A 22,214-nucleotide genomic window follows, 5' to 3' on the forward strand; every position below is an offset into this window, starting at 1 on the left:
CTCTCCGCCCGGGCGGAGGAGCGCGGGGTCGCGGGCGGGGGGCGTCGAGCCTGCGCTCGCCACACGGCATACGGCGTGCGTATGCCGTGTGGCCCGGTTCGCCCGTATCGACCCACCTGCCCGCCGCCGTATCAGGCGCCCCGCGACCCGCCTCCGAAAGACATCGGCCGTCAGGGTCCGGTGCCACGGGCGGGGGCCGCCCGGAACTTCAAACCAAGGAGGCAGTGATGCCAGCCAAGCGTCGTTCGACGGGTCGGGGCAAGCCGACGCAGCCGAGCTCCCAGTGGGAGCCGGTCTTCACCAGCGAGGCCGACACCGTCATCCCGGGTGAGCTCCTGCTCACCCTCGTCCCGTCCGCAGCCGACTCGATGACCGCGTCGGTGCCGGTCCACCCGTCCGGTCCGGTCGAGTCCGGCGCCCGGTCGCTCGGCGTCGACGACCTCGACACCGTCCTGGCACGCCTCGGCGCCCACGACGTCACCCGCCTCGCCCTTCCCGGTCCCGCCGGCGCCGCCGAGGCGGACGCCGCCACGCGCGGGCTCGAGGTGACCGAGGAGCAGGTGCTCGCGCGGTCGTTCAGGGTGCGCGTCGACGTGGGCACCGACATCGCCGACGCGGTGGCGAAGCTCGAGGCGCTCGACAGCGTCGAGGCCGCCGAGCCGAACCGCTACCGCGAGACGTCGGTCGTGCCCAACGACCCGAGCTACGGCTCGGAGTGGGGGCTCGCCAAGATCAACGCCCCCGCCGCATGGGACCGCACGACGGGCTCGGCGAGCGTCGTCGTCGGCGTCATCGACACCGGCATCGACCTCGACCACCCGGACCTCGTCGGCAACATCGTCGCCGGCTACGACATGGTCGACCTCGGGACGAGCCCCACGGCGCCGGCCGGCTTCCGGTTCGAGGGCGACTTCTCGGGCCGCGACTCCGTGCCCGAGGACGAGGTGGGCCACGGCTCCCACGTCGCGGGCACGATCGCCGCGATGTCGAACAACGCGCTGGGGGTCGCCGGCGTGACGTGGCAGTGCAAGATCATGCCCGTCAAGGCGCTGACCCGGATGGTCCGGATCTCCGACGGCCAGGTCCGTGGCGTCGGCTCGTCCGCCGACATCGCCGCCGCCGTGCGCTACGCCGCCGACAACGGGGCATCGGTCATCAACATGAGCCTCGGGTCGTCGGGCACGACCACCGTCGAGAGCAGTGCCATCGCGTATGCCATCAGCCGCGGCGTCGTCGTGGTGGCCGCGATGGGCAACGACGGCACGTCGAACCCGTCGTACCCCGCGGCCTACCCGGACGTCGTGTCGGTCGGCGCGATCGACAGCGCCGACCACCGCGCGTCCTTCTCGCAGACCGGACCGCACATCGACGTCGTCGCACCCGGCGTCGGCGTCCTGTCCACCTACCTCGCGGCGGGCTACGGCACCCTGTCGGGGACGTCGATGGCGACGCCGCACGTCGCCGGGGTCGCGGCCCTCATCCGGTCGGTCAAGCCGAGCGCGACGGTCGCGGAGGTGACGGACATCCTTCGTACGACGGCTCGCCCGCTCCGTGACGCTCCCGGCGACCCGGTCCCCAACGACTCGTACGGCTGGGGCTGTGTCGACGCGGCCGCGGCGGTGAACCGGGCCGCGCCCATCATCACGAGGCTGCGGACGCCGGTCCTGCCGTGCCGGCCGCCGATCACGCTCCCGCCGATCTGTGGACCGATCCGGACGCCGATCCAGTTCTGCCCGCCGCCGCGGACGATGATCTGCCCGGTCGTCTCCCCGGTGTGCCCGCCGACGATCACGCCGGTCACGACGACGCCGGTCACGACGACCCCGATCACGCGGACTCCCGTGACGCCGACGATCGGCCGGCCAGGTCTCGGCGGCGGCGCCGGAGCAGCGGGGGCTGCGGGCTACGACCCGTACGGCTACCTCGGCGGCGCGGGCCAGGTGCCCGAGGAGCAGGGCGCATCCGAGGGGCAGGGTGGCACCTACGAGGAGGGCTACGCCGACGGGTATGCCGCGGCGCTGGCGCAAGTGCAGCAGGAGCTCGGTTCCGAGCAGGGAGCCGGCGGCGGGGAGACCGCTGGCGGCGGCGGGAACGACGAGATCGGCTTCCAGCCGGGGCCATTCGTCCGGTTGCGCACCCCGGTGCTCGCCTGCATCCCCATCACGACGATGACTCCTCCGAGGTCGCCCTACTGGTGGCGGTGCTCGCAGCCGCCTCGCACCGTGATCGAGCCGCAGTGCTACCAGGTCACGCCCCCGCCGTGGACGATCACCCCGACGATCACGACGACGTTCCCGCCCACCGGGCCGACGACGCCCGTCCAGGGTGGTCCCGGCGGCTTCGAGGGTGGCCACGGCGGCTACGGCGGCTACGACCCCTACGGGCAGTCCCCGTTCCAGGGCTGAGTCGTGACCCTCGTCGACACGATGCCGGGCGGGCCGTTCGCGGCCCGCCCGGTCCTGGCGCGCCCCGTCCCGGCTCCCGCCCCGGCCCTCGCTCCCGCCCCGGCGCTCGCGGCAGGCCCGAGGGGCATGGCCGGGTCCCCGGACGGCGGCCATCCGGCCGTCCGCGCCCTGTGCGACCTCGGCCTGCTCGACCCCGACGCCGGCGCGTCGGTGCAGGTGGAGAACCTCTCCCGCGCCCACCCGGTCTGGTCGGTCCTGCTGCCCGACGGTCGCCGGCTCGTCGTGAAGTCCAGCGCCGCCGAGCGCGGGCTGGACCTCGGGATCGAGTTCCTCGTCTACCGGCTCGGGGTGTGGTGCGACCCGGTGCGCCACGTCCTGCCTGACGCCCTCGTCGTCGACGAGGACCGCCACCTGCTCGTGCTCGCGGACGTCCGGGCGCCGTCCACGGCCGGCCAGCTCACCGGCGGGTCCGCCGGGGCCGGTGCCCCGACCGGGTCGCTCGCCGAGCAGGCGGGCTGGCCCGTCCTTGTCCACCCGTCGTCGGTGGTCGGCCTGTCGACCTCGGCGCTCGCAGCCGCGACGCGGGCCCTCGGCGCGACCCTGGGCGCGCTGCACCGGGGGACCATGGGCCTGCCGCTCCCGCCGGCCCGTCCACCGGTGGTGCTCGCGGCTCTCATGGCCGACTACCCGGCCACCGGGGCGGTCGCCGACCACATCGCCGTCCTCAAGGCCGACCCGCTGCTCACCGAGGCCGCCGGCGCCGTCGCCGGCCCGGTGGCCGGGTGCCTCGTCAACCACGACATGAAGTGGGACAACGTCGTGTCCTCCGGCGGTCGCACGGTCCTGCTCGACTGGGAGATGGCCGGACTCGGCGACCCGGCGTGGGACCTCGGCTGCCTGCTCGCCGAGCACCTCGTCCGACAGCCGGGAGAGACGCTGACCGTCGCGTCCGACGAGCCCGCGGTCGCGCTCCTGCGCGGCTACGCGCACGGGGCCCGCCCCCGCCCGGAGATCGTCCCCGTCCTCGCGCGCCGGGCCGTGACCGTGGCCGGGCTGCGCATCGCCCAGCTCGGTCTCGAGGTCGTCGACTCCCTCGGCCCGCACCGGCCGACCGCCCCCGGCCGCCTCACCGAACGGGCCCGCTCCGTCCTCCTGTCGCTCGACTCCCTCACCGAGGAGGTGGCCCAGTGCCTGCACTGACTCGCACCCGCCCACCCGTGACGCCCGGCCGGGCCGTGACGCCAGGCCCGGACGACGACCCCACCACGCGGTCGCTGGCCGCGCTCGGTCACGCCGTGCGCCTCGTCGGGTCCGACCCGTGGGCGGCCGCGCAGGCCACGGAGTCGCCGGACGACGTGCGCATCGACGATCCGGTGGCCGAGTGGCTCTACCCGCGCTGGTGGTGCGGGTCGGACGAGGCGTCCGTCTCCCTCGGCAGCGACCCGCTCATCGGTGCACTCCTCGAGGCGTCCCGCCGTTCGGTGGCGCCCGTCGAGACCGCGCACCTCGTCCTGGCCAGCGACGCGGCCCACGTCGTCGCGGCCTGCACGCAGGGGCCGTCGCGGGGCTCGGTCGTGCGCCGCGCCGTCGACGCCGTCGTCGGCTCCTCGAGGCCGGGTATGCCGGCTCGCCCGGGTGATCTCGTCGACCTCCTCGCCGGGGTGGGCGAGGTCGACCCCGAGGGCGCGTGGTGGTGGGCCCACACGGGCGAGCAGCCGATCTCCTCGTTCGAGCTGGACCGCTGGTACGTCAACGTCGACGCCGGCGCCGCACCCCTGGCGGTGGCTGCCACGGTGCGTCTGGCCGTGTCGACGGGGGTCCCACTCTCGCTCAAGTGCCCGGCCCGGGCGGGCGGCTTCGACCGGCGCGACGCGCTCGTCGTCTATGTCCCGAGGTCGGACTCCGCGCGTCTTGCCGCTGCGCTTCCCGGCTGGATCGAGGAGATCTCGGGCGCCCTGTCAGCGGACGAGCCGCCGCTGACGCGACGCCTGCACCCGGGGGTGGGGCTGGCGCAGGACCCGGGCGGCGGCATCAGCTACGGCCAGCTGCGGTGCGCCCAGGTGGCGTCGGCCGTGGGTCGGGTCCTCGGCGAGGCGCGCGGGGACGTGACCCGGGCCGAGCGTCTCGCTGCCGGCGACGGTGTCGCCGTGCTCGCTGGCGTCGGCATCCACGCCGACCGACCCGAGGAGGTGGCGGCATGACGACAACGACCGCGTCGTCCTGGACGGGGTCGTCAAGGATTAAGGACGATTCCGAGTTTGCACGCGCGGCAAGGTCGCTCGTGGCTCGGCTCGTCTCGCTCGCCCGCGTCGACAGGTCGGGTGCACCGGTGTGGAGCGGCGACGACGTCGACCCGCGCTCGGCGCCCGACCTCAGCACCCCGCCGGTGCTCGTCCACGGACCGCTCGACGACGGGCTCCTCACCGGCCGGGCCGGCATCGCCGTCGTCCTCTCGGCAGCCTCACGCCTGCCGGCGGCTCCGGCGGAGTGGGCGCCCTTGGCCGTGCGCACGGCTGAGGCAGCCGTTCGGCGCGCCACATCGGACCTCGGTCCGCACGGGCAGCCCGGCAGCGAGATCTGCTGGGACAGTGGAGCCCTCGGGATCTCGCGCGCGGCATACGTCGTCGCCGCCACGCACGGATCAGCCGACCTGGCCGAGCGAGCGCGTCATCTCGGGGGGCTCGCAGTGCGTCGGGTCGTCGAGCACCCCGAGTGGCTGCCTCCGTTCGCCGACCTCATGGGCGGGCTCGCCGGCATCCTCGCTGGTGTCGTCTCGGTGTCTCTCGCGCCGTCGGACGAGAGTGTCCGGGCAGACGCCATCGCTCTGCTCGTCGACCGGATCGGTGCGCTCTCCCTCGCCGGACCCATCGGTCGACTGTGGCCCATGGCCGGTGCCGACCACGGTGTCGTCGGGCTCGCCCACGGCGGCAGCGGCATCGCCCTCGCGCTGACCGGAGCCGCCCAGCGCCTCGGCGGGTCCGAGTGGGCGCCGAACGTTACCGGCACGCCGACGTATGCCGCGTCGCTCGCCTCCGCTGCCGTGCTCTGGGAGGACTCCCTCCACGACGCAGGGGCCGGGGGCTGGCCGGACCTCCGACTGCCCGAGCCGGTGCCCGGGCTCGCCTGGTGCCACGGTGCGCCCGGGGTCGGGGTGTCCGCCGCCCTGCGTCACCCACTCGTGGCGGGCCCCGGTGGGGAGCCTCGCGACGCGGGGGCCGCGCACGTGGCCTTCGTGCGGGCGCGGGCCGCGAGTACCGCCCACCGACCGGTGGGCCTGCACCCCTTCGACGGGTCGCTGTGCCACGGCCTGGCCGGCGTCGTCGAGATGCACCTGCTGGCGGCCGAGGCCTGGCCCGCGGCTGCGCGCGAGCACGTGGCCGAGGCCCGGGCGGTCGCGACCCACCTCTCGCGGGCGGGCCGGCCCGGACACCCGACCTGGCAGTGCGGCATACGCAGTGGTGGGCGCAGCCCCAACGTCCTCGTCGGCATCGGCGGTGTCGCCCTGACGCTCGCGCGGTGCCATGACCTGTCGGTCGGCCCGTCGGCCGCCGACCCCTTCCTCGGGGCCCTCGCACCGAGGGGCTAGGAGGTCGAGCTCCAGCCGGCGGAGGGGGCGGGCGAGTCGTCCGGGCCCCCGTCCGTGTGCTCTGACTCGGACGCGGACTGGGTGTAGCGCAACGCGTCGACCTCGGCGACCGACACCCCGTCCACCGACTGGGCGTCGCGCACGAAGGATTCGACCGCGTCGTCGTCGACCTCGGCGATGGCGACGTCGGGCAGCTCCGGTGCGGGGGCGTGCACCGTGGAGGGGCCGAGGGCGCGCAGGGCGCGGACGACCTCCTCGGGGTCGGACTCGCCGGACAGGGTCACGAGCACACGGGTCGCCATCTCGTCATTGTCGGTCCGGGCGCAGGTCGTCACAACGTCCTGGGCGCCGTCCGCATCCCTCCGCACGGCCCGGGCTCGACTTCTCCGCCCGGGCGGACCTCTCGGGGGCGCGAGCCTGGTTCAGACCACGATTTCTCCGCCGGGGCCGCGTTGTCGGGGTGTGAGTGCTGGTTCAGACCACGGCTTCTCCGCCGGGGCGGGGTTGTCGGGGTGCTGGTTCGGACCACGGTTTCTCCGCCGGGGCGGAAACGTCGGGGTGTGGTGGCGGTTCAGACCACGATTTCTCCGCCGGGGCGGGGGTGCGGGGGTGTGGGTTCTGGTTCGGACCGCCAGTTCTCCGCCGGGGCGGAGTCGTCGGGGTCAGGCCGGGGAGGCTGGGTGCAGGTGGGCGAAGCGGCGGTGAAGGTCGCGGACCTCCTCCTCGAGCTGGGGCGCCGGCCCGTCGACGACGGCCCCCGGGACCACGTCGACGATCGAGAGCGGGGCCACCGGCGACGGCGGCGCACCCCACGCGGACCGCCACGCGCCCAGCTGGGCCGAGCTCACGGCATACACGATCCGTCCGAGGCCGACCCAGGCGTGCGCGGCGGAGCACATCGGACAGTGCTCGCCCGAGGTGTAGACCGTCGCGGCCGCGCGCTCGTCGGGGTCGAGGTGGGCGCCGGCCCAGCGGGCGATCGCGAACTCCGGGTGCTGCGTCGCGTCGAGCGCGAGGACGTGGTTGTGGTCCTCGAAGAGCACCTCGCCGTCACCCGAGACGAGCACCGAACCGAAGGGCTCGTCGCCGCGCTCGAGCGCGAGCCGGGCGAGCTCGACGGCGCGGCGGAGGTGACCGAGGTCGGTGGCGTCGATGCTCATGCCACCCTCCCGGTGACGAGGGCGAAGGTGACGAACGCGCCGCCGTCGGCCTCGAGCATGCCCTGGACGGGCGAGGTCGGCTGGCCCTTGAGCTCCATGACCGCGCGCTCCCAGAGCAGCCAGTTCGCGCACGCGTCCGCCTGGGTGCGGGCCGTGACGACCTGGAACGCCCGGCTGAACTCCCACTGGCTGCGCAGCCACTCGGCGGTGTGCCACGCCGCCGACTCGGCACCCACGACGCGGTCGATGTGCTCAGGGATCTCGCCGAGCTCACGCACCTCGCTGGTCAGGGCGGGCGTCGCGACGCCGAGCTGCCCGCCCGGCTTGAGGAACTTCGCGAGGTAGGGCGGGTAGTGGTCGCCGGTGCCGAAGTACTCCCAGGCATCGATGCTGACGATCGCGTCGAACGACGCGCGACCGAAGGGCAGCGAGTGCGCGTCGACGCGCATGGCCAGGACCCGGTCCTCGACACCCTCCTTGCGGAACACCGCGGCGGCCTCGCTCGGGTCGACCCAGAGGTCCGCGGCGACGACCTGCACGCCGTACTCCTTGGCGAGGAAGACCGACGTCGCGCCGAGCCCCGACCCGAGGTCGAGCACGCGCATCCCGGGGCGCAGGTCGAGGTCGGCGGCGAGATCCTCGAGCAGCCACAGGGGGTGCGGCCCCATGTCGAGGTCGACGAGCCACTTGGCGTCGTACTTCGAGGACCGGGGAAAGGCGTCGCGGGTCAGGTGGTCGAGGGCGGGCATGTGACGATCCTCCGGGACGACCCCTGCGCGCGTCGAACCGGTTCCACGCGACGAGAAGCGCCTCCCGACGGTCAGGGGGCGGGGGAGTCGACCGCCGGTCGACGGACGAGCCGGTCGGGGGTGAGGTCGGCGAGCGAGGTGCACCCGGTCAGGGCGAGGAGCAGGTCGAGCTCGGCTCGGAGGTTGCGCAGCACCTCGGACACCCCGGCGGCGCCAGCGAGGGCGAGCCCGTAGACGTGCGGCCGTCCGATCCCGACGGCGCTCGCACCCAACGCGATGGCCACGAAGATGTCTGCGCCGCAACGGATCCCGCTGTCGAAGATGACCGGCGCGCTCGAGCCGGCGCCGCGCACGGCCTCGACGACGCCGGGCAGTGCGTCGAGGGCCGCGACCGATCGGTCGACCTGCCGACCACCGTGGTTCGAGACGTAGACGCCGTCGACGCCGGCGTCGACGGCCCGGCGCGCGTCGTCGGGGTGCAGGATGCCCTTGAGCACGATCGGCAGGCTCGTCAGGGACCGCAGGCGAGGCAGGTCCGCCCACGTCAGCGACGGTCGGCTGAAGACGTCGAGGAACGTCTCGACGGCCGCCCTCGGCTCGGGCGCCCCAAGGTTGCGCCGGGTGTCGCCGGGATGGTTGCGGCTCATCGACAGCAGGGTCGCCACGGCGGCCGGCGTCGGCCGCGGACGCGCTGCCGCAGGGCCGCCCGCCGCTCGCGCCACCCGCTCGCGCACGAGCCGCTGGAACACGGGGTCGGAGGTGTACTGGGCGATCCCCTCGCCGCGGGCGAACGGCAGGTGCCCGAGGTCGAGGTCGCGCGGACGCCAGCCGAGGTATGCCGTGTCGAGCGTGACGACGAGAGCCTCGCTCCCGCACGCCTCGGCTCGCGAGACGAGGCTCTCGACGAGGTCGTCGTCGCTGCTCCAGTAGAGCTGGTACCAGTGGCCCGAGCCGCCCAGCTCGCGCGCGACGTCCTCCATCGGCACGGAGGCCTGGGTGCTGATGATCTGGGTGACCCGCTGCTCGCGGGCGCCGCGCGCGACGGCGAGGTCGGCGCCGTCGTCGGCCATCGACAGCACCCCGACCGGCGCGATGAGCAGGGGACTGTCGTGCCGGCGCCCGAACAGCTCGACGGAGGTGTCGCGCTCGGTCGTGTCGACGAGCATCCGTGGCACGACCTGCCACCGGTCGAAGGCCGCGACGTTGGCGCGGGCGCTCGCCTCGGAGCCGGCCGAGCCTGCGACATAGGCGAATCCGCGCTTCGACATGACCTTGCGCGCTGCGGCCTCGAGTTGGGTCGCGTCGGTGGGCACCTCGGGCCGGTGGCCGAACGCGCCGGCCCGGTAGATGGCGGACTGGACGGTCCTGCCGAACGACTCCAGCGGCATACGTGCTCCTTGTGGCCGGCCCGGGCGCGCCGTCGCGGACCGGGTGCCGCCCATCCTGCTACGGACCGCCCCGCCGTTCACCACCGCACGGAGATGGTCTCGCGCCACCATCGCTCGAGCTCGTCCACCGGACCGTCGACGCCCTCGCTCTCGGCGCCGCGGCTCCACAGTCGGAGGTAGAGGTCGACGGGCGCGCCGGTCAGGGTGTGGTCGGCGCCGGCCGCTTCGGGGGAGTCCGGCCGCACGCGCGTCGTCGTGATCGGGCGCCCGGTCGCGAGGTCGACGAGCCACGCCACGTCCGCGCCGTCAGGACGCACGAGCATCCGGGTCGGGGCGCCGGGCGAGCCGCCCTGTCGTCGGCGGGTGACGAAGCCGACGAGCAGCTCGTCGATCCCGTCCAGCGCGACGGCGGGCCTGATCCAGGTCTCGTCGGCGCGGGCCGGGCGGCCGAGACGGGCGCCTAGCGCGTCGACGGCGTGGATCGTCGTCTCGTGACACTGGCGTCGGGTCCAGAAGAGCTTGGGCGCCGGAGCCTCCTTGAGGAAGACGAACGCCTCGAGGTCGTCGGGGGCGTCGACGACGGCTTGCAGCAGCGCCGTGGCCCCGTCGTCGAACCAGCCCAACGGGTCGGCCGACGCGCGGCCCTCGAGCTCGAGCGGCTCGGGCGGGTCGATCGGCTCGCCGCGCAGGTGGCTGGTCGCCCACCGGTGGACCATGCCCACGTGGGCGACGAGGTCGAGCACCGTCCAGTCCGGACACGTCGGGACGGGCGCGTCGAGCCCGGCCGCCACGGCGTTGGCGCGCAGCACCGTCGCCGCGGCGCCGAGCGCCTCGCCGAGCTCGTCGAGCGTGAGGCCGAGCGGGGCCGGGGCGGTGGTGGGTGGCTGCATGGCTCCGAGTGTGCCGCCTGTCCCGCCCCGAGGACCGGCCGGCCGGCACCGCGGCGGTAGATTTGCCCGGCGGGACGGTCACCACCGTCCGCCGCCGTCACCCGAGCGACATCCCGAGCACCACCCGGAGGCCCCCGTGGACGCCAGCGACCTGCTGCGCAACTCGCTCCTGCAGCTGTCCAAGCAGGAGAAGATCCGAGACGTCATCGAGAAGGCGCCCGTGTCGCGCTCGGTCGTCAAGCGCTTCGTGCCCGGTGCCGAGCGGGCCGACGTCGTCGGTGCCGCGTCCGAGATCGCGGCGTCGGGTCGTCGCTCGACCATCGACTACCTCGGCGAGGACACGACCGACCTCGCGCAGGCGCAGCACACGCGCGACGCGTACGTCTCCCTGCTGACCGCGCTGCGCGACGAGGGCCTGACCGAGGGGGGCACCGTCGAGGTGTCGCTCAAGCTCAGCGCGCTCGGCCAGGCGCTGCCCGGCGACGGCAACACCATCGCCCTCGACCACGCGCGCGAGATCTGCGAGGTCGCGAAGCAGGCCGGCACGACGGTGACCCTCGACATGGAGGACCACACCACGACCGACCTCACGCTCGACGCGCTGCGCGAGCTGCGGGCGGACTTCCCGACGGTCGGCGCCGTGCTCCAGGCCTACCTCTACCGCACCGAGGCCGACTGCCGTGACCTCGCGCACGCGGGCTCGCGCGTGCGGCTGTGCAAGGGCGCCTACAAGGAGCCCGAGTCGGTCGCCTTCCAGGCCGGCGCCGAGGTCGACAAGTCCTACGTGCGCTGCCTCAAGATCCTCATGCAGGGCGAGGGCTACCCCATGGTCGCCTCGCACGACCCGCGCCTCATCGAGATCGCCGGGGCGCTCGCGGGCCAGGCCGGCCGCGACCCGAGGTCGTTCGAGTACCAGATGCTGTACGGCATCCGCCCCGAGGAGCAGAAGCGGATCGCCGACCGCGGCGACCAGATGCGCGTCTACATCCCGTACGGCCAGGAGTGGTACGGCTACCTCATGCGCCGCATGGCCGAGAAGCCGGCCAACGTCATGTTCTTCCTCCGCGGCGTCGCGACGAAGAGCTGAGCGAGGAGCCACGATGACGACGACGGCGATCTTCGGCGCAGGGGTCATGGGCGAGACGCTCGTCTCGGGTCTCATCCGCTCGGGCCGCACCCCGGGCGACCTCGTCGTCACGGGGCGCACGCCCGACAAGGTCAACGCGCTCGCGGAGCGCTACGGCGTGCGCGTCATGGCCAACGCCGACGCCGCCGACGTCGCCGACACCCTCGTGCTCTGCGTCAAGCCGCAGGACATGGCCGCCCTCCTCGAGGAGATCCACGACCACGTGGCCCCCGGCAACACGGTCGTCTCGCTCGCGGCCGGCATCACGACCGAGTACCTCGAGTCCCGGCTGCCCGAGGGCACGTCGGTCATCCGCGTCATGCCCAACACCCCGGCCCTCGTCGACCAGGGCATGGCCGGGATCTCGCCCGGGCGCCACTGCACCGACGACCACCTCGCCGAGGCCGAGGCCCTGCTCAGCTCGTGCGGCAAGGTGGTGCACCTGCCCGAGAAGCACCTCGACGCCGTCACGGCGATCTCCGGCAGCGGCCCCGCCTACATCTTCTACGTCGTCGAGGCGATGATCGAGGCCGGCGTCGTGCTCGGCCTGCCGCGCGCCACCGCCACGGAGCTCGTCGTCCAGACCCTCTACGGCGCGGCGACTATGCTCAAGGAGACTCAGGAGCACCCGACCGTGCTGCGCGAGCAGGTCAGCTCGCCCGGCGGCACCACCGTCGCCGCCCTGCGCCAGCTCGACGACCACAAGGTGCGCGCGGCCTTCGTCACGGCCATCGAGGCGGCCGCCGCGCGGTCCAAAGAGCTGGCATCGGGGCAGGTCTAGCGGCACTGTGGGGTGATGGCCGAACCGCACCCCGCAATGCACCTGCACCCGGTCACGCCCGACGACTGGGAGACGCACCGCGACGTGCGCCTCGCGATGCTCCGCGACGCGCCCGACGCCTTCTGGTTCACCTATGCCGACGAGGCCGTCTACGACGAGGCCGACTGGCGTGAACGCATCGAGGGGGCCTGGCTCGTCCAGGCCCGTGACGCCGACGGCGTGCTCGGCAGCGCGGGGCTCGGGTCGCACTGGGAGCCCGAACGGGCCACGACCGCAACGCTGTTCGGCATGTACGTCGCGCCACGGGCTCGCGGTAGGGGAGTCGGTGAGGCACTCGTGCGCGCCGTCCTCGACGAGGCGCGCCGGCTCGGCAAGTCCGAGGTCGTCCTCGAGGTGACGAGCTCGAACACCGCTGCCGAGGGGTTGTACGCGCGGTGCGGGTTCGTGCGCACCGGTGCCGTCCACGAGCACCCCCGTCGTCCCGACCTCCGCGAGATCGAGATGGTCCATCGCTTCTGAGTAGCGCTGGTGCGCAGCCGGACCCGCTGCACCGAACGTTCACCGGCCCGCGGGTGCGGTCCGAGCGCCTGTCGTGCGAAAGTGGACCCATGAACGACATCACCGTGCGTCCCCTCGGCGAGGACGACTGGCAGGACTACCGTTCTGTCCGCCTCGCCGCACTGCGTGAGTCGCCCGAGGCGTTCGTGGCCACGGTCGAGCAGGAAGAGTCCTACGACGAGGACTTCTGGCGCGAACGCATGCAGCGGTCCGCTCGGCTCGTCGCCGAGCGCGAGGGGCAGGCCGTGGGTGTCGTCAGCATCGGCACCGCCAAGGACGGCGAGGACGCCGCCGGTGAGCTGTTCGGCCTCTGGGTGCGCCCTGAGGCACGTGGCTCGGGTGTCGCTACCCGGCTCGTCAAGGACGGCGCCTCCCTCGCGGCCCACCGCGGCCACTCCCATCTCGTCTACTGGGTCGGCACCGAGAACGGCCGGGCCGTCGCCTTCGCCAGCGGCATGGGCTTCCGCCCGACCGACTACCGCCGCCCGATGGGCGTCGTCAGCGAGGAGGACGGCGAGGAGGAGATCGCCATGGTCCTCCCGCTCGGTTCTGACAACGGACCCCAGCTGCGCCTCTGACGCAGCAGACCCGGGACTGCGTGCCCGAGCCGGTCACGCAGTCCCAACCGACGAACCCACCGCCCCGAGTCATCGGGAGGCGGTGGGTTCGCTTGTCCCGCAGAGCGATCCGGGTCAGGGGCGAGCCGCGAAGCGCTCGATGAGCTCGACGGGACCGCTGACGATGAGCATGTGGTGCGCCGAGATCTTCGTCTGTGGCACGGCATACGTGAAGTCCTCGCCCGGCGCCTTGACCCCGACGACCGTGACGCCGTACTTGCGGCGGATCGAGCTCTGCTCGAGGGTGAACCCGACCGTCTCCGACGGCGGCTTGAGCTTGACGATGGCGAAGCCGTCGTCGAACTCGATGTAGTCGAGCAGCTTGCCGTTGACGAGGTGGGCCACCCGGCGGCCCGAGTCGGCCTCGGGGGAGATGACGTGGTGGACGCCGATGCGGTCGAGGATGCGCTTGTGCTCCGGCGAGAGCGCCTTGGCCCAGATCGAGGGCACGCCGGCGTCGACGAGGTTCGCGGCCGCCAGCACCGAGGACTCGACGGACGAGCCGATGCCGACGATCGCGATCTTCGGCTGCGCGGCGCGGATCATCTCGAGCGCCGTCGACTGAGCCATGTCGGCGTGCACCACCTTGGCCACCTTGTTGACGTAGCTCTCGGCGATGGCGTTGTCGCGCTCGACGGCGATGACGCGGTGGCCCAGCCTCGTGAGCTCGAGAGCGACGGCCGAGCCGAAGCGTCCCAGCCCGATGACGATCACGTCGTCCTCGAAGAGCCGGTTGCGGCCCATGCGTGTTACCTCCGTCATCCGGTGCGCGTTTCCGCGATAGCGTCTCAATCATGCCAACTCAGGCCCGGGTCGTCTGGGACACCTCCTTCACGAGGTACAACTTCGGCCCCACCCACCCGATGGCGCCGGTGCGCCTGGACCTCACGGCACGCCTCTGCGAGGCACTCGGCGTCTTCGACGTCGACGGTGTGGAGGTGGTCGGCGCCGAGGTGGCGCCCGACGAGCTGCTCGCGACGATCCACGACGACGCCTACGTCGCCGCCGTCAAGGCCGCGTCGCTCGACCCGTCCACGGCCCAGGACTCCTACGGCCTCGGCACCGAGGACGACCCCGCCTTCGAGGGCATGCACGACGCGAGCGCGCGGGTTGTGTCCGGCACGGTCGACAGCGCCCGCGCCGTCTGGGAGGGCGACGCCGAGCACGCCGTGAACTTCACCGGCGGGCTGCACCACGCCATGCGCGACAAGGCCAGCGGCTTCTGCGTCTACAACGACATCGCGGTCGGCATCCAGTGGCTCCTCGACCACGGCGCCGAACGTGTCGCCTACGTCGACGTCGACGTGCACCACGGTGACGGCGTCGAGCGGATCTTCTGGGACGACCCCCGGGTGCTGACCATCTCCGTCCACGAGACCGGCCGGGCGCTCTTCCCCGGCACCGGGTGGCCCACCGACACCGGGGGTGCCGACGCCGAGGGCAGTGCCGTCAACGTCGCCCTGCCGCCCGGCCTCAGCGACGCGGGCTGGCTGCGGGCGATCCACGCCGTCGTCATGCCCCTCGTGCGGTCGTTCCGCCCCGACGTGCTCGTGACCCAGCACGGCTGCGACACCCACGCGGAGGACCCGCTGGCCCACTTCGCCGTCACCGTCGACGCCCAGCGCGCGGCCGCCGACGCCCTCCACCGGCTCTCGCACGAGGTGTGCGAAGGACGCTGGGTGGCGCTCGGAGGCGGAGGCTACGAGGTCGTCGACGTCGTGCCCCGCACGTGGACCCACCTCACCGCGATCGCCGCCCACGCCCCGATCAAGACCAGCGTGCCGGTCCCCGAGGACTGGCGGGCCCACGTCGAGCAGGTCTTCGGCCGCCCCGGGCCACGCCGCATGGGAGACCTCACCACCGAGGACGGCCCCCTCTGGTGGCGCTCCTGGGAGATGGGCTACGACCCCGCCAGCGAGGTCGACCGCGCCATCATGGCCACCCGCACGGCCGTCTTCCCGCTCCACGGGCTCGACATCCACTTCGACTGAGTTTTCTGCGCTCCGCTTCGCTTCGCGCGTGCCTCGGCGCCCTGAAGGCGTCGCCTTCCTCCGCGGCGCTCGCTCGTTCCTCGCTCGCTTCGCTTCGTCCAGGCGACGCCGGCGCCTCGGCCGGATGTACTCGGTTCTTGGTCGTAATCCGGTTGGTCCTACTGCGTTGGGGCGCCTAGCATGACGGCACGGCGACGACGGGCCTGACGATCCTGAGCCGAGCACGACCAGAGGCCGTCCGCGATCCGCGGCGGCGAAGGTGTGGTGGCACAGCGACATTCCCCATCGCCCACACCTCCGGGGCACCAACCCTCTGGAGGTGAACGGAATGCAACCAACCCAACCCACGATCCTTGCTCCGCGCGTGCTCGCGCGGGACCTGGCAGCCGTCCCGCACGGCGAGCCGGCCACGCTGTCCGGCTGGATCCACCGGCGCCGCGTCCTCGCGAGCGTCACGTTCCTCGTGCTGCGCGACCGCTCGGGCCTGGCCCAGGTCGTCGTCAAGGACCGCGAGACCGTCGAGCAGCTGGCCGGGCTGCCCGAGGAGACCGTCGTCGAGGTGACCGGCGTCGTCTCGACCAACGAGTCGGCGCCCGGCGGTGCCGAGCTCGTCGAGCCCACCGTCACGCCGCTCACGGAGCCCGCGGCGGCCCCGCCGACCGAGCTGTGGCGACCGACCTTCGGCGCCGGCCTGCCCACGCACCTCGACCACGCCGCGGTGACCCTGCGCCACCCGCGACACCGGGCCGCCTGGCAGATCGCGAGCGCGTCGATGCGCGGGTTCCGTTCGGCCCTCGGAGCGCTCGAGTTCACCGAGATCGCGACACCGAAGCTCGTCGGCACCGCCACCGAGTCGGGCGCCAACGTCTTCACCGTCGACTACTTCGGCCGGACCGCCTACCTCGCGCAGAGCCCGCAGCTCTACAAGCAGATGCTCGTCGGGGTCTTCGAGCGCGTCTTCGAGGTCGGACCCGTCTTCCGCGCCGAGCCGCACGACACCGTGCGCCACCTCGCGCAGTACACCTCGCTCGACGCCGAGCTCGGCTTCGTCCGCGACCACCGTGACGTCCTCGCGGTGCTGCGCGTGGCCATCGCCGGGATGGTCGAGGCCATCGGGGAGTATGCCGCCGACGCCGCTGCGCTCCTCGGCGTCGAGCTTCCGCAGGTGCCCGACGAGTTCCCCGTCATCCACTTCAGCGACGCCCTCGCGAAGGTCGGGGCCGACCCGGATGAGCCCGACCTCAGCCCCGCGCACGAGCGGGCGCTCAGCGACTGGGCCAAGACGGCATACGACTCGGACTTCCTTGCGGTGGAGGGCTACCCGATGGGCAAGCGCCCGTTCTACACCCACCCGCAGCCCGGAGACGAGCGGTGGAGCAACAGCTTCGACCTGCTCTTCCGGGGGCTCGAGCTGACGACCGGCGGCCAGCGCCTGCACCGGCCGTCCGACTACGCCGCGGCGATGGAGCGGACCGGCACGGACCCCGCGGTGCTCGCCGGCTACCTCGACGCGTTCGCCCACGGCATGCCTCCGCATGGCGGCTTCGCCATCGGTCTGGAAAGGTGGGTCGGGAGGCTGACGGGTGCCGAGAACATCCGCGAGGTGACGCTGTTCCCGCGCGACCTGCACCGCCTGGAGCCGTGACGAGCCGGGAGATCCACAGGTGCCCCACCGGCGTGTCGAGTTGCGCGTGACCGATTCTTATCGTCGATCGCTTCCCCTCCAGTCACATCTGCCCCTAATGTTGCTTCTTGCACCTGCGTGAAGTTTCGTCGGAGGGGAAGCCGTCGGCGCGCGGGTGCAGCCCACCTGAAGATCGGGGTAACACATGTCGAATGAGCGCCAGCTCGCCGAGGTGCGGTTTCTGACCGTCGCCGAGGTCGCCTCGATCATGCGAGTGTCGAAGATGACCGTCTACCGACTCGTCCACGGCGGAGACCTTCCGGCCGTACGCGTCGGCCGCTCCTTCCGGGTTCCGGAGGATGCGGTTCACAAGTACCTGGAGACGTCCTTCATCGACACCGCGTGACTGCAGCGTCACGACGCATCCGAAGGGGCGGCCACGACCACCTGGTCCGGCCGCCCCTTCGGCATTCGCAGCTGGACGGGGCCGGTGAGCAGGGGCCCGCGCTTTTGGGATAGAGGCGGGGCACACGCTAGTCTGTGAACCCTGTTCGGCTCGTGAAGTTCGACCTACCCTTCTCCGGGGGTGTCGACGCAGGTCGGCACCAGCTCAGTTCAAGGACACGTCTCAAGACTCACGACAAGGACAAACATGGGTTCTGTCATCAAGAAGCGCCGCAAGCGGATGGCCAAGAAGAAGCACCGCAAGCTGCTGCGCAAGACGCGCCACCAGCGCCGCAACAAGAAGTGACCTGACCAGCTCAGGTCCCGCGGCTCCGTCCGCACGCTCTCGACCCTCACCCTCGGTGGGGGTCGTTCGCGTCTCCGGGGGAGGGTGCGGCCGGCCGTCAGCACGGGTCCCGCGGCGAGAGGCTCGACACATCCGTCGTCGGCGGAGGTCGCCCCGGTACGAACCGGGCACGGTCTAGGTAGGCTGCGAGGGCGGGGGAACGAGGTCTCCTCCGCAGGCGAGTGCCGCTCGAACGCCTCAGCGCGTCAGGGCCGGTCACGAGCACGACGTGTCCGCACCGACCGACGACAGGAGGAGCCGATGGCCAAGGTCGTCCTGGTCACGGGGGTGTCTCGCTACCTCGGTGGTCTCTACGCGCGACGGTTGTCGACCGACCCGTCCATCGAGCGGATCCTCGGGGTCGACGTCGTGCCCCCCAAGCACTCGATCGGTCGCGCCGAGTTCGTGCGGGCCGACATCCGCAACCCGATGATCGGTCGGATCATGGCCCAGGCCGAGGTCGACACGGTCGTGCACATGAACGTCATCGCGACCCCCAAGGACACGGGCGGGCGGGTGACGCAGAAGGAGATCAACGTCATCGGCACGATGCAGCTGCTCGCTGCGTGCCAGAAGTCCGAGTCGGTCAAGCGCCTCGTCGTGAAGTCCTCCGCGGCCGTCTACGGCTCGTCCCCGCGCGACCCCGCGATGTTCACGGAGGACATGAACCCCAAGACCCTGCCGCGCACCGGCTTCGGCAAGGACTCCGTCGAGGTCGAGGGCTACGTCCGCGGCTTTTCCCGGCGGCGTCCCGACGTCGAGATCACGATGCTGCGCCTGGCCAACGTCGTCGGGCCGAGCATCCACACCGCCATCACCGACTACTTCGCGCTGCCGCTCGTGCCCATCCCGCTCGGCTACGACGCCCGCTTCCAGTTCGTCCACGAGGACGACGCGACGGCGGCCATGATCCTCGCGACCACCGGGCCGCCCGCCGGCATCGTCAACGTCGCGGGCGACGGCTTCCTCACCGTCACCCAGTGCACGGCGATCGCCCGACGCCCCGTCGTCCCGGTGCCGCTGCAGGCCGCCGGCGTCATCGGCAACATCGTCCGGCGCAGCGGCTTCGCGGACTTCTCCTCCGACCAGCTGACCTTCCTCGCCTTCGGTCGAGGCCTCGACACGGCCCGGATGCGCTCGGTGCTCGAGTTCGAGCCGCACTTCACGACCCGGGAGGCGTTCGAGGACTACGCCCGCCACCTGCGTCCCGCCGTGCCGGGGGTCGAGGGTGTCGGCGAGGTCGTCAGCGACGCCGCGGGCGGCACCGCCGCAGCGCTCTCCCGAGTCTTCGACAGGATCCAGCCGTGACCGCCGACCCCAGCAAGGCCGCCGCGCAGCAGACCCCCGCCGACGGGACGCCGGAGGCCGGGACGACCGCCGCTGCCGCGCAGAAGCCGGCCGCCCGCAAGGCCGCGACGTCCAAGAAGTCAACCGCGAAGAAGTCCACCGCGAAGAAGCCCACCGCGAAGAAGTCCACCGCGAAGAAGGCGGCCGCCACGAAGGCCGCTGCGAAGACGCCGAAGAAGCAGGCGACGACGAAGCCCTCGTCAGCCAGCAAGAAGAAGCCGCGGACGGGCACGAGCGCGCCGACGAAGCCGGCCCCGCAGGAGCAGGCGGCGACCTCAGCGACCGCAGCGACCTCGGCGACCGCAGCGACCTCGGCGACGACGACGGCTGCCCGACCCGCGCGAGGCGCGTTCGCCGCGGGGGCGGCCCGGGCCTCGGGGGAGCGCCGGCGCCGCAGCGGCACGCCCCTCCTCCCGACGGCACCGGTCGAGCTCAGCGCGGCCCGACGGACGGCCGTCGGTGCGCCCCCGTCCGCCGACGAGGTCGTCGTGGCTGCCGTGACCGAGGGCCCGACGGAGCCCGAGACCGCCGAGCGCCGTGCGCCGGCCACGCCCGGACGTGAGACGGCCGGACCCGAGTCCCGAGAGCCGGCCAAGCCCGTCGAGACCGTCGAGACCGTCGAGACCCCCGGGCTCACCGACTCGGACGAGCCGTCGGACGCCCTGCCGGCCGAGCCCACCCCGCCCCGCCGGCCCAGCCGGGCCTCGATGCGCTCGACGCGCCGCACGGCCAACGGTGAGCCGACCCGCCTTCGCGCGGTCCCCGCGGTGGAGACGACCACGTCGGCCGACGACACCCACGTCGCGGACCCGGGCACACGGCATACGCAGGCCTCGGAGGGGAGGGGGCGCGAGCACGCGCTCACGTCCGGACTGCAGTCGCGCGCGGAGAAGCTCGTCGGCGCCGTGCTCGAGGGCGCCGAGTTCTCCTCGGAGTCGCGGCCCGGCCCGACCGAGCTCGTCGAGCTGGCCGTCAACGTCCTGCGCGCCGCCGCGACCTCGGCCGGGGTGCCCGCCGAGGAGGCCGAGCGCCAGGTCGCCGAGACGCTCGCCTACCTGCGCCGCCGGCTGACCGGCGACTACGTCGTCGACGAGTTCGGCTTCGACGAGGACTACACCGTCAACGTGCACCTGCCGCTGCTGCGGCCCTTCTACAAGAAGTGGTTCCGCGTCGAGGTGCGTGGCATCGAGAACATCCCCGACGAGGGCGGCGCGCTCGTCGTGGGCAACCACTCGGGCACCATCGCCATGGACTCGCTCATGACCCAGGTGGCCGTCTACGACGAGCACCCGCGCCACCGCCACCTGCGGATGCTCGGCGCCGACCTCGTCTTCCAGATGCCGTTCGTCGGCACCATGGCGCGGCGCTCGGGCACGACCCTCGCAGCGAACTCCGACGCCGAGCGCCTGCTCGGCAGCGGCGCGCTCGTCGGCGTCTGGCCCGAGGGCTTCAAGGGCGTCGGCAAGCCGTTCAGCGAGCGCTACAAGCTGCAGCGCTTCGGTCGCGGCGGCTTCGTCTCCGCGGCTCTGCGCGCCGGCGTGCCGATCGTGCCCGTGTCGATCGTCGGCGCCGAGGAGATCTACCCGATCCTCGGCAACATGCCGGCCGTCGCGCGCCTGCTCGGGCTGCCGTACGCCCCGATCACGCCGACGTTCCCGCTGCTCGGGCCGCTCGGGATGGTGCCGCTGCCGAGCAAGTGGCTCATCGAGTTCGGGCCGCCCATCGAGACCACGAGCTTCGGCCCCGACGCGGCCGACGACCCGATGCTCGTCTTCGACCTCACCGACCAGGTGCGCGAGACGATCCAGCAGACGCTCTACAGCCTGCTCATGCAGCGCAAGTCCGTCTTCCTCTGACGGGGCCGGCCCGCTCAGGCGGGTCAGGGCAGCAGCGTCGGCAGGATCTTGGTGGGCGCGAGCTTCGTCGGCAGGGTGGGGACCCCGAGCGTCACCGACGGCAGCGGGATCGTCGCGCCGGGCAGGGTGACCCCGCCACCGCCGACCCCGATGGTCGACGACGTGACTCCGACGCCCGGCAGGCTGACCGTGGCACCCGGCAGGGTGACGCCGCCGCCTCCGACGCCCACGCTCGAGCTGTTCAGCCCGACGCCGGGCAGGTTGACGGTGCCACCGGGGAGCGTCACCGCGCCCGTGATGCCGACGCCGGGCTGGCCACCGCCGGCCGAGGTGGTGGTCGGGCGTGGTGCTGAGGTGGGCCGTGTCGCGCCCGCGCCGGTCCCGGACACGCCGGTGCCCGGGGCGGACGTGCCGCTACCCGGGCTCGTGGGCGTGACCGTCCCGGTCAGCCCGGCGAGCAGCTGCCTCGCCGCCGTCGCGCGCTCACCGCAGGTGCCGCAGTCGGCCAGACCCCGCAGGGTGGCGACCTCGCCGGCCCCCAAGAGGTCTCGCAGGCGTTGCCAGGCCGGCAGCGACGGCGCCGGCACGCGTGGCCGCATCGCGTCGACCTGCGGGATGGCCCGCGTGTAGAAGTCGGAGAGCTCGGTCAGGGCGTCGGCGCGCTGCTCCGTGCGGTAGACCCCCATGAGGATCGTCTGCGCGCGGCCCGCGGCGTCGGTCGCCGAGTCGTATGCCGTGTCGAGGTCGTGCGTGGACGGGGAGCCCCCGTCGAGCAGCTCGCGCGCCTCGGTGATGTGCTCCTGCGCCTGGGCGAGGTAGGTCAGGCCCTCGTCGTAGCGGGAGCCCGCGAGCTGGATCGCCGCCCGGTCGAGCAGCTGCTTGACGCCGTAGAGGACGTCGCCCGGCACCGCCGACCGGGATGCGAACCCGAGGGCCCCACCGATGACGAGGATGCTGGCGGCTGCCGCGGCGACGAGCTTGAGCGGTCCGGCGGCGACCCGCAGCACCGACACCGACGCGCCGCTGGAGCCCTCGTCACCCGGCGGTACGGGCGCGATCGGCGGGACGGGGGCGGCCGCGCTGCCGTCGTCGTCGAGCAGGCGGGCGCGCAGGTCGGAGACGAACTCGGCGCGCGGCGCGAGGCCCGCCTGGTCGACGGCCTGGACGGCGTGGAGCACGGCGACGAGCTCGAGGATGCCCGGCTCGGACACGGGCTCGCCGTCGAGGGCGCGCTGGAGCAGCTCGCCGTCGGCGTTCGCACCGAGGTCCATGTCGCCTCCTTCCTCTCTCGCGTCCATCGTTTCTGTGTTGCGTCTGTCGGGTTCTGCGTCTGTCGGGTTCTGCGT

General features: G+C 73.0%; 21 protein-coding genes. 14 read left to right on the forward strand and 7 right to left on the reverse strand.

Annotated features, from left to right (window positions below):
* Nucleotides 1-227: 227 nt before the first annotated feature.
* From U5C87_RS08965 to U5C87_RS08980, 4 genes are all read left to right on the forward strand, one after another.
* Nucleotides 228-2,405 (forward strand): S8 family peptidase, encoded by a 2,178-nt coding sequence (locus U5C87_RS08965; RefSeq protein WP_330476238.1) that lies wholly within the window; start codon nucleotides 228-230, stop codon nucleotides 2,403-2,405.
* 3 nt (nucleotides 2,406-2,408) lie between these two features.
* Complete coding sequence (locus U5C87_RS08970; protein WP_330476239.1) at nucleotides 2,409-3,605, forward strand: phosphotransferase; 1,197 nt, start codon at nucleotides 2,409-2,411, stop codon at nucleotides 3,603-3,605.
* Nucleotides 3,593-4,606, forward strand: a complete 1,014-nt coding sequence (locus U5C87_RS08975) for a T3SS effector HopA1 family protein (protein WP_330476240.1) — start codon at nucleotides 3,593-3,595, stop codon at nucleotides 4,604-4,606. Before U5C87_RS08970 ends, U5C87_RS08975 begins: the two co-directional genes overlap by 13 nt.
* An 80-nt stretch (nucleotides 4,607-4,686) precedes the next feature.
* Nucleotides 4,687-5,991: a lanthionine synthetase LanC family protein gene (locus tag U5C87_RS08980; RefSeq protein ID WP_330476241.1), complete on the forward strand. Its 1,305-nt coding sequence runs from the start codon at nucleotides 4,687-4,689 to the stop codon at nucleotides 5,989-5,991.
* Here the strand turns inward: U5C87_RS08980 and U5C87_RS08985 are convergent.
* The 5 genes from U5C87_RS08985 to U5C87_RS09005 form a co-directional block, all read right to left on the reverse strand.
* Nucleotides 5,988-6,293 (reverse strand): hypothetical protein, encoded by a 306-nt coding sequence (locus U5C87_RS08985; protein ID WP_330476242.1) that lies wholly within the window; start codon nucleotides 6,291-6,293, stop codon nucleotides 5,988-5,990. The genes U5C87_RS08980 and U5C87_RS08985 overlap by 4 nt on opposite strands.
* Before the next feature lie 360 nt (nucleotides 6,294-6,653).
* Entirely contained in the window at nucleotides 6,654-7,151 is a 498-nt protein-coding gene (locus tag U5C87_RS08990; protein WP_330476243.1) for a nucleoside deaminase, read from the reverse strand.
* A complete protein-coding gene (locus U5C87_RS08995; RefSeq protein WP_330476244.1) occupies nucleotides 7,148-7,900 on the reverse strand; it encodes an SAM-dependent methyltransferase in 753 nt (250 codons plus the stop codon). Before U5C87_RS08995 ends, U5C87_RS08990 begins: the two co-directional genes overlap by 4 nt.
* A gap of 71 nt (nucleotides 7,901-7,971) precedes the next feature.
* Nucleotides 7,972-9,288 (reverse strand): lactate 2-monooxygenase, encoded by a 1,317-nt coding sequence (locus U5C87_RS09000; RefSeq protein ID WP_330476245.1) that lies wholly within the window; start codon nucleotides 9,286-9,288, stop codon nucleotides 7,972-7,974.
* Nucleotides 9,289-9,365: 77 nt separating this feature from the next.
* Complete coding sequence (locus tag U5C87_RS09005) at nucleotides 9,366-10,178, reverse strand: maleylpyruvate isomerase N-terminal domain-containing protein (protein WP_330476246.1); 813 nt, start codon at nucleotides 10,176-10,178, stop codon at nucleotides 9,366-9,368.
* 136 nt (nucleotides 10,179-10,314) lie between these two features.
* Here U5C87_RS09005 and U5C87_RS09010 point away from each other — a divergent pair, with 136 nt between their 5' ends.
* From U5C87_RS09010 to U5C87_RS09025, 4 genes are all read left to right on the forward strand, one after another.
* The gene (locus tag U5C87_RS09010; protein WP_330476247.1) at nucleotides 10,315-11,265 is read left to right on the forward strand and encodes a proline dehydrogenase family protein; all 951 of its coding nucleotides are present in this window, start codon (nucleotides 10,315-10,317) and stop codon (nucleotides 11,263-11,265) included.
* Nucleotides 11,266-11,278: 13 nt separating this feature from the next.
* Nucleotides 11,279-12,085 (forward strand): pyrroline-5-carboxylate reductase, encoded by an 807-nt coding sequence (proC, locus tag U5C87_RS09015; protein ID WP_330476248.1) that lies wholly within the window; start codon nucleotides 11,279-11,281, stop codon nucleotides 12,083-12,085.
* 15 nt (nucleotides 12,086-12,100) lie between these two features.
* Nucleotides 12,101-12,604, forward strand: coding sequence for a GNAT family N-acetyltransferase (locus U5C87_RS09020; protein ID WP_330476249.1), 504 nt, complete (start codon nucleotides 12,101-12,103; stop codon nucleotides 12,602-12,604).
* Nucleotides 12,605-12,693: 89 nt separating this feature from the next.
* Nucleotides 12,694-13,221 (forward strand): GNAT family N-acetyltransferase, encoded by a 528-nt coding sequence (locus U5C87_RS09025; protein WP_330476250.1) that lies wholly within the window; start codon nucleotides 12,694-12,696, stop codon nucleotides 13,219-13,221.
* 114 nt (nucleotides 13,222-13,335) lie between these two features.
* Here U5C87_RS09025 and U5C87_RS09030 read toward each other — a convergent pair whose 3' ends face one another.
* On the reverse strand, nucleotides 13,336-14,004 hold the full coding sequence (locus U5C87_RS09030) for a potassium channel family protein (protein WP_330476251.1): 669 nt from the start codon (nucleotides 14,002-14,004) through the stop codon (nucleotides 13,336-13,338).
* A gap of 50 nt (nucleotides 14,005-14,054) precedes the next feature.
* Here U5C87_RS09030 and U5C87_RS09035 point away from each other — a divergent pair, with 50 nt between their 5' ends.
* From U5C87_RS09035 to U5C87_RS09060, 6 genes are all read left to right on the forward strand, one after another.
* Nucleotides 14,055-15,251: an acetoin utilization protein AcuC gene (locus tag U5C87_RS09035; protein ID WP_330476252.1), complete on the forward strand. Its 1,197-nt coding sequence runs from the start codon at nucleotides 14,055-14,057 to the stop codon at nucleotides 15,249-15,251.
* Nucleotides 15,252-15,579: 328 nt separating this feature from the next.
* Complete coding sequence (gene aspS, locus U5C87_RS09040) at nucleotides 15,580-16,896, forward strand: aspartate--tRNA(Asn) ligase (protein ID WP_330476253.1); 1,317 nt, start codon at nucleotides 15,580-15,582, stop codon at nucleotides 16,894-16,896.
* 184 nt (nucleotides 16,897-17,080) lie between these two features.
* Nucleotides 17,081-17,281 carry a helix-turn-helix domain-containing protein gene (locus U5C87_RS09045; protein WP_030195773.1) on the forward strand — a complete coding sequence of 67 codons (201 nt, stop codon included), beginning with the start codon at nucleotides 17,081-17,083 and terminating at the stop codon, nucleotides 17,279-17,281.
* A 246-nt stretch (nucleotides 17,282-17,527) separates the two neighbouring features.
* Nucleotides 17,528-17,626, forward strand: a complete 99-nt coding sequence (locus U5C87_RS09050) for a 30S ribosomal protein bS22 (protein ID WP_003792170.1) — start codon at nucleotides 17,528-17,530, stop codon at nucleotides 17,624-17,626.
* 300 nt (nucleotides 17,627-17,926) lie between these two features.
* Nucleotides 17,927-18,973, forward strand: a complete 1,047-nt coding sequence (locus U5C87_RS09055; RefSeq protein ID WP_330476254.1) for an NAD-dependent epimerase/dehydratase family protein — start codon at nucleotides 17,927-17,929, stop codon at nucleotides 18,971-18,973.
* Nucleotides 18,970-20,868, forward strand: a complete 1,899-nt coding sequence (locus U5C87_RS09060) for a lysophospholipid acyltransferase family protein (protein WP_330476255.1) — start codon at nucleotides 18,970-18,972, stop codon at nucleotides 20,866-20,868. Before U5C87_RS09055 ends, U5C87_RS09060 begins: the two co-directional genes overlap by 4 nt.
* Before the next feature lie 23 nt (nucleotides 20,869-20,891).
* Here U5C87_RS09060 and U5C87_RS09065 read toward each other — a convergent pair whose 3' ends face one another.
* Complete coding sequence (locus U5C87_RS09065) at nucleotides 20,892-22,139, reverse strand: DUF5667 domain-containing protein (protein ID WP_330476256.1); 1,248 nt, start codon at nucleotides 22,137-22,139, stop codon at nucleotides 20,892-20,894.
* Nucleotides 22,140-22,214 lie beyond the last annotated feature (75 nt).

Source organism: Terrabacter sp. C0L_2 (assembly GCF_036352015.1).
Classification (GTDB): domain Bacteria; phylum Actinomycetota; class Actinomycetes; order Actinomycetales; family Dermatophilaceae; genus Terrabacter; species Terrabacter tumescens.